This window comes from Helicobacter sp., from assembly GCF_014799995.1.
GTDB lineage: Bacteria > Campylobacterota > Campylobacteria > Campylobacterales > Helicobacteraceae > Helicobacter_D.
This window is the reverse complement of sequence record NZ_JAAVGY010000010.1, coordinates 1-5,527: the sequence shown is the minus strand read 5'-3', so window position 1 is coordinate 5,527 and position 5,527 is coordinate 1. Positions and strand designations below refer to the sequence as shown.

The 5,527-nt window shown below is 46.6% G+C and carries 6 protein-coding genes; 2 read left to right on the top strand and 4 right to left on the bottom strand.

Going from position 1 to position 5,527, the window contains the following annotated elements; genetic code table 11:
* On the bottom strand, positions 1–581 hold a 581-nt coding region (locus HDT10_RS02375), incomplete at its 3' end, for a hypothetical protein (RefSeq protein ID WP_290879573.1).
* Positions 582–854: 273 nt separating this feature from the next.
* Positions 855–2,936: a leucine-rich repeat domain-containing protein gene (locus tag HDT10_RS02370; protein ID WP_290879570.1), complete on the bottom strand. Its 2,082-nt coding sequence runs from the start codon at positions 2,934–2,936 to the stop codon at positions 855–857.
* Positions 2,937–3,293: 357 nt separating this feature from the next.
* Here HDT10_RS02370 and HDT10_RS02365 point away from each other — a divergent pair, with 357 nt between their 5' ends.
* Both HDT10_RS02365 and HDT10_RS02360 read left to right on the top strand, forming a co-directional pair.
* Positions 3,294–3,611 (top strand): type II toxin-antitoxin system RelE/ParE family toxin, encoded by a 318-nt coding sequence (locus HDT10_RS02365; RefSeq protein ID WP_290879569.1) that lies wholly within the window; start codon positions 3,294–3,296, stop codon positions 3,609–3,611.
* Between the two features lie 8 nt (positions 3,612–3,619).
* Positions 3,620–3,967, top strand: coding sequence for a HigA family addiction module antitoxin (locus tag HDT10_RS02360; protein ID WP_290879566.1), 348 nt, complete (start codon positions 3,620–3,622; stop codon positions 3,965–3,967).
* Between the two features lie 184 nt (positions 3,968–4,151).
* On the opposite strand, the gene HDT10_RS02355 is transcribed toward HDT10_RS02360, so the two are convergent.
* A complete protein-coding gene (locus HDT10_RS02355; RefSeq protein ID WP_290879563.1) occupies positions 4,152–4,997 on the bottom strand; it encodes a hypothetical protein in 846 nt (281 codons plus the stop codon).
* Positions 4,998–5,242: 245 nt separating this feature from the next.
* A partial coding sequence (locus HDT10_RS02350; RefSeq protein ID WP_290879561.1) for a hypothetical protein occupies positions 5,243–5,527 on the bottom strand: 285 nt, incomplete at its 5' end.

Sequence of the window (5,527 nt, the reverse complement as noted above, 5' to 3'; positions counted from 1 at the left end):
TTGAAATCTGGTTCAAAGAGGTCTGGGACAGTATTGAATTCTTGAACTGTAAACTCTTCCCCGCCAAATTCAAACATGCGATCCGAAGTAACCTCACATTGTATCAGGATTCCGTATCTCATATTAAGATCATCGAATCCCACACTGCTGAACTCCCCTCCCGTCTTGATAGAGAAGTCATATAGCAACACTTCCCCTGTCACAGGCATACGTTCATCATCATACACACTTGTGCCGCTTCCGATTGAGGTTACGTCATCTTCCGCGGGCACATAAAGATAAACTTTCCGGTCTTCCTCACGCATGAGGGCAAGCGGATTCTCCTCAGCATCACGGAACACAGCGTAAACCCGTTCGTTGACTGTTTCAATCCCATTGAAGTGGAATCCTGACACTTCCCGAGAATTACTTGTTTCAAGGTAAAAATCCTCAAGATAGTAATCCCACGTACGTCCTTCGCATACGGTCTTGCCGTACGGAGAGACACCCGTCGGATTGCTCACCGGCTCATCGGCCCGGGCTTCGCCCACAGCGATAGCAGCCATTACAGCCGCCGCAAAAGTTGCGTAGATTAGTTTCATAGTGTTTGTTTTTAGGTTAAAAATATATCATCGCTCTGATGATAAGCTATTATCCAATTTTTTTGAGAATTATCCTCGCGCGTAAAGTTAGCAATTTTATTTCATATAAAGGTTAGCCAAAAGTCTAAAAATGTTTAGTCACTCCGGCACGATGCCCGTAATTCTTAATTTGTTCTCCTAAGTCATACATATCCGACTCATACATATCCGGCGGAGCCTCCCTGATGAAGACCCCGCCGGACTCGGACATATCGGTACAAAATCAATCTTAGCCTATTTCCAAAGTATCTTTTTGCCGTCGCGGATGTAGATGTTTCCGGCAAGCGGCACCGTCACGCGACGTCCCAGAATATCGTAGACAGCCGAATCCTCCTCCGAAGCCGCCGGAGTCAACACCCCTGCGGCATAGTTGCTGTATAAGATTTCGCCATTAAGGGTTATTTCCCGGACATAGTAGTCGTCTCCCTTCAGGAAAGGGGTGTCATTATCATACGGACACACCGTACTTCCGAGTCCACGTATCCACTGTACTTCATAAGTGACATCCTCAAGGCCTCCGTTAATATCGTATGGCCATATATTCAGTGTCATCATCTCGAGTTCCGTATCCGGTATATCCTCTATGGAAAGACATTCCACCATATATCGCGGATGATCGGAATGATTGGTCAGCATAAGTCCGTTCGTACCATAGATTATACATCCATCCCCCGGCTGAAGACTGAAATCATACATCAGTAACCATTCCTCCTGCATTCCATCATAGAAATAGACCTTCTCTCCCTCAGTGACAATATTTCCTACGGGAATAAACTCTTCCTCCCCTTGAATACCGATCATCATGCAATCACGTCCACCTACATTGTGGGTACTTTTCATGCTTATATCGAGTATATCGGCTGTATCAGAGGAACCGACCCCCGCTTTCTTAGCCACCATCCAGTTCACACCCTCTACGCCGAAATAGTTGGTAGCTGATGTTCCCGGTCCTTCAGAGTTAATCTCTTTTACAACACTGAATGAATCCCAACCGTATGCATTCATATATGCTCTGCGTGTGCCTTTGGGTACATTGAGTATTGCATTGTTGTGCTGGGAGCTATAACAAAAGGGACTGCCCCCATCCACCTCCGCTTTCTCGCAAATCGGAGGGACTTTGGCCATGCAATACACATCCATAAGACTGTTGTCCTGGAAACATGCCGCACCAAGAGTACGTAAGGAGGCAGGCAGACTAATAGTAGTCAGCCGACACCCGAGGAATGCATCCTTTTCAATGGTCTCCACCATACTGCCGAATACAACATTCTCCAAAGGAGCATAGTAGAACGCACTCCTTCCCACCGTTCGGCAATTATTCGGGAGTTCAATGCTTTTCAACGAAAAACAATTACCACACATACCATAAGGTATTGTCTCCAGATGTTGAGGCAAAGATATTTCACTTAGTTCCTGACAACCTTGAAATGCAACGTCGCCTATTGAAATGCAAGTTTCCGGTATTACCATAGATTTTAACCAGCACCCATAAAATGCACCCTCACCAATGGAGTGCAGGGCGTCTGGAAGATCTATTATATCCCATCGGTTGTTGGCAAAAGCATAATCTCCGATTCTCAGGAGAGATTTTGGCAATTCAGGTGCTGATTCCATTCGGTAGCAATCAATGAACGTTTGACTTTCAATTGTTGTAATACCTTCCGGAATTATTATCTCACAGTTCAGCCAACGGTCGTAGGCAAATGCCGATGGACCGATTTCCCTGACAGTCGATGGAATGTTTATCTCCTCAACTCTCATATAGGCGAATGCGGCCTTTCCAATTTTCTCTATTCCCTCAGGCAGTATCATACGTCTGACCGGAAACCATCGGCTATTATCAAATTGAGACGGCTCATAGAAAGAATACTGAGGAAATTCATTATTCTTCAAGATTGATTCCTCAAGATTGATCACATCAACCCCGTCGCGGTCCATTACCCATGTATAGAGTGCCTTAAGGTCTGCCACATCAAGCGGGCCGGCCAACACTATGGAATCAGCCTCGGTGGAACCCGCATCACGCAACATGGTTTCCAATTGTCCATACCCGGTGGTCGTGATTCGTATAGGCTCAGCTGCAACCTGAGCGGCGCCCGGACTCCTCCGCACAGGAGGCATAACCGTTACTGCAAGTCTGGAGCGGATTTCCATGACATCCGGCTCCTCGTTCATATACCGTTCAGGCAATAAATCGTATGGGATTACCACCTGCTCGTTCAATTTACCCTCCCATTCGGGAGATTGCAGTTCCCCGGCCCGGCCGGCCATAGCAGCTAACAGTATGGCCGCAAAAGTTGCGTAGATTAGTTTCATAGTGTTTGTTTTTAGGTTAAAAATATATCATCGCTCCGATGATAAGCTATTATCCAAACATTTCGAGAATTATCCTCGCGCGTAAAGTTAGCAATTTTATTTCATATAAAGGTTAGCCAAAAGTCTAAAAATGTTTGGTCGCCACGGCACGCGCCCCGGAATTCTCCTAAATCATACATATCCGGCGGAGCCTCCCTGATGAAGACCCCGCCGGACTCGGACATATCGGTACAAAATCAATCTTAGCCTATTTCCAAAAAGTCCATTCACAAACTGACATATACACTGTCCCAGATATTATCAAATTTGCGAATTTGAAATAATTCTATTAAATTTGCACCATCAAATGAATAGGTTATGGTAGTGACTTTTGAAACCGAACCATTGCGGATTCTATATCAGGAAGGGAGAAGTCCTGATAAGAAACATCGTTTTCAGCCCGATATCATACGGCGTTACCAGAAGGCAATTAACTTTCTCAAAGGAGCTTCCTCCATAGAATCCCTCTGGCAAATTCGATCGCTCAACTACGAAGTGCTTTCCGGCGACAAGGCCGGACGCAGTTCGGTGCGGGTAAACGACCAATACCGCGTCGAATTCACTGTCGATGTAAACAACAACGAACCTATCCTCACCGTATGTAATATCTTAGAACTGTCCAATCATTATAAATAAATATAATTATGAAAGTAAAAGTAGAAGGGGTTGCCCCCGACATGATAGCCAACAATCTTAATCCATCCTCTCCCATACATCCCGGCGAGATGATAAAGGATGAGCTGGATTACCGTGGTATATCCCAGAAGGCGCTTGCAGAGGAAATAGGTGTTCCTGCCTCCGTGCTTAACGAGGTGCTGAATGGCAAGCGTGCCGTATCGACGGAATACGCCCTCCTGCTGGAGGCAGCCCTTGGGATTGATGCCGACCTATGGCTGCGTCTGCAGAGTGACTACAACAAACAAGTTGCCCGTTCTAATCCCTCATTCCTTGCACGTCTGGCCAAAATCAGGAATGTCGCCGCATTCCTGTAGGTTTTCAAAAACTGCGGCACCATCCGAGCGCGTCAGCCAAAGGGAGTGTACGGCCTCGGCCTACGCCCCGTGCCGCCCCGATATCCTCATACGGATTTTCACGGAACCCCAAATAAACAGCCGGCGGAGCCTCCCTGAGGAGATCCCGCCGGACTCGGACATATCGAACAAAATCAATCTTAGCCTATTTCCAAAGTATCTTTTTGCCGTCGCGGATGTAGATGTTTCCGGCAACCGGCACCGTCACGCGACGTCCGAGAATATCGTAGATGGCTGTCGTTTCTTCATCAGTTGATGGCGTAGACACACCTGCCCAGAATCTATCATTCTCATATAGTACACCGAGTTTATCATCGGTGACACGTACAACTCGAAAATTAGTAGAGTTGGGACCATTAATCTTTACGAGCATTTGTGGACATGGTAATAAACCTTCGGTATTACCCACTCCTTCAATAGCAGTGAACACCTCGTCAGTGGGTTCTGATACGCAACAGAACTGCTGAGTAACGAAATTCTCGCCATCGACTTCAAAAGTAGATGTAGCTTTTACCTCAAATTCAAATAACATGCCGTGTGTCCCGGATCCATTGTCAAATCCCGGAACTGTAAATCTTTCACCCTCGTTTAGCGAAAAGTCATAGAGAAGAATTTCTCCGGTAATTGTCATACCATCCACCATAATCTCATATTGTGGCAATGTGTCGTCATCAGGACTCGGCACATAGAGGTAAATCTTCTCATCCTCCTCACGCATCAATGCGATTGCCTCGTCATCGCCATTGCGAAAGACTGCATATTCCTGCTCTCCGACACTCTGCCGACCGTCAAAATGATAGCCATATAGCATCATATGTCCTCCCTCCAGATAAATGTTGCCCATATAGTAATCCCACGTTCTCCCCTCGCATACGGTCTTACCGTACGGAGAGACACCCGTCGGATCGCTCACCGGCTCATTGGCCCGGGCTTCGCCGGCAGCGATATTAGCCATTACAGCCGCCGCAAAAGTTGCGTAGATTAGTTTCATAGTGTTTGTTTTTAGGTTAAAAATATATCATCGCTCCGATGATAAGCTTTTATCCAAAATTTCGAGAATTATCCTCGCGCGTAAAGTTAGCAATTTTATTTCATATAAAGGTTAGCCAAAAGTCTAAAAATGTTTGGTCGCCCCGGCACGCGCCCCGGAATTCTCCTAAATCATACATATCCGGCGGAGCCTCCCTGATGAAGACCCCGCCGGACTCGGACATATCGAACAAAATCAATCTTAGCCTATTTCCAAAGTATCTTTTTACCGTCGCGGATGTAGATGTTTCCGGCAACCGGCACCGTCACGCGACGACCGAGAATATCGTAGATTGCCGAATCCTCCTCAGCTGCGATCGGTGTCGCCACGTCTGCAATCAGTTCCTTGTTCTCGTAGAGCACACCGCCATCGGCATCGGTTACGCGAAGAAGATGGAAAATGCTCTTGAACATTCCACTTGAATAGTTGGCGATCTGGGGATAAGGTAGGAGTCCGCTGACATTGCCGGCTCCTTCGATAGCCTTGAAATC

What these genes read in the sequence shown, in the direction of transcription:
- HDT10_RS02370 (WP_290879570.1), bottom strand. Translation starts at nt 2,936, where the DNA reads ATGAAACTAATCTACGCAACTTTTGCGGCCATACTGTTAGCTGCTATG.
- HDT10_RS02355 (WP_290879563.1), bottom strand. Translation starts at nt 4,997, where the DNA reads ATGAAACTAATCTACGCAACTTTTGCGGCGGCTGTAATGGCTAATATC.
- HDT10_RS02365 (WP_290879569.1), top strand. Translation starts at nt 3,294, where the DNA reads ATGGTAGTGACTTTTGAAACCGAACCATTGCGGATTCTATATCAGGAA.
- HDT10_RS02360 (WP_290879566.1), top strand. Translation starts at nt 3,620, where the DNA reads ATGAAAGTAAAAGTAGAAGGGGTTGCCCCCGACATGATAGCCAACAAT.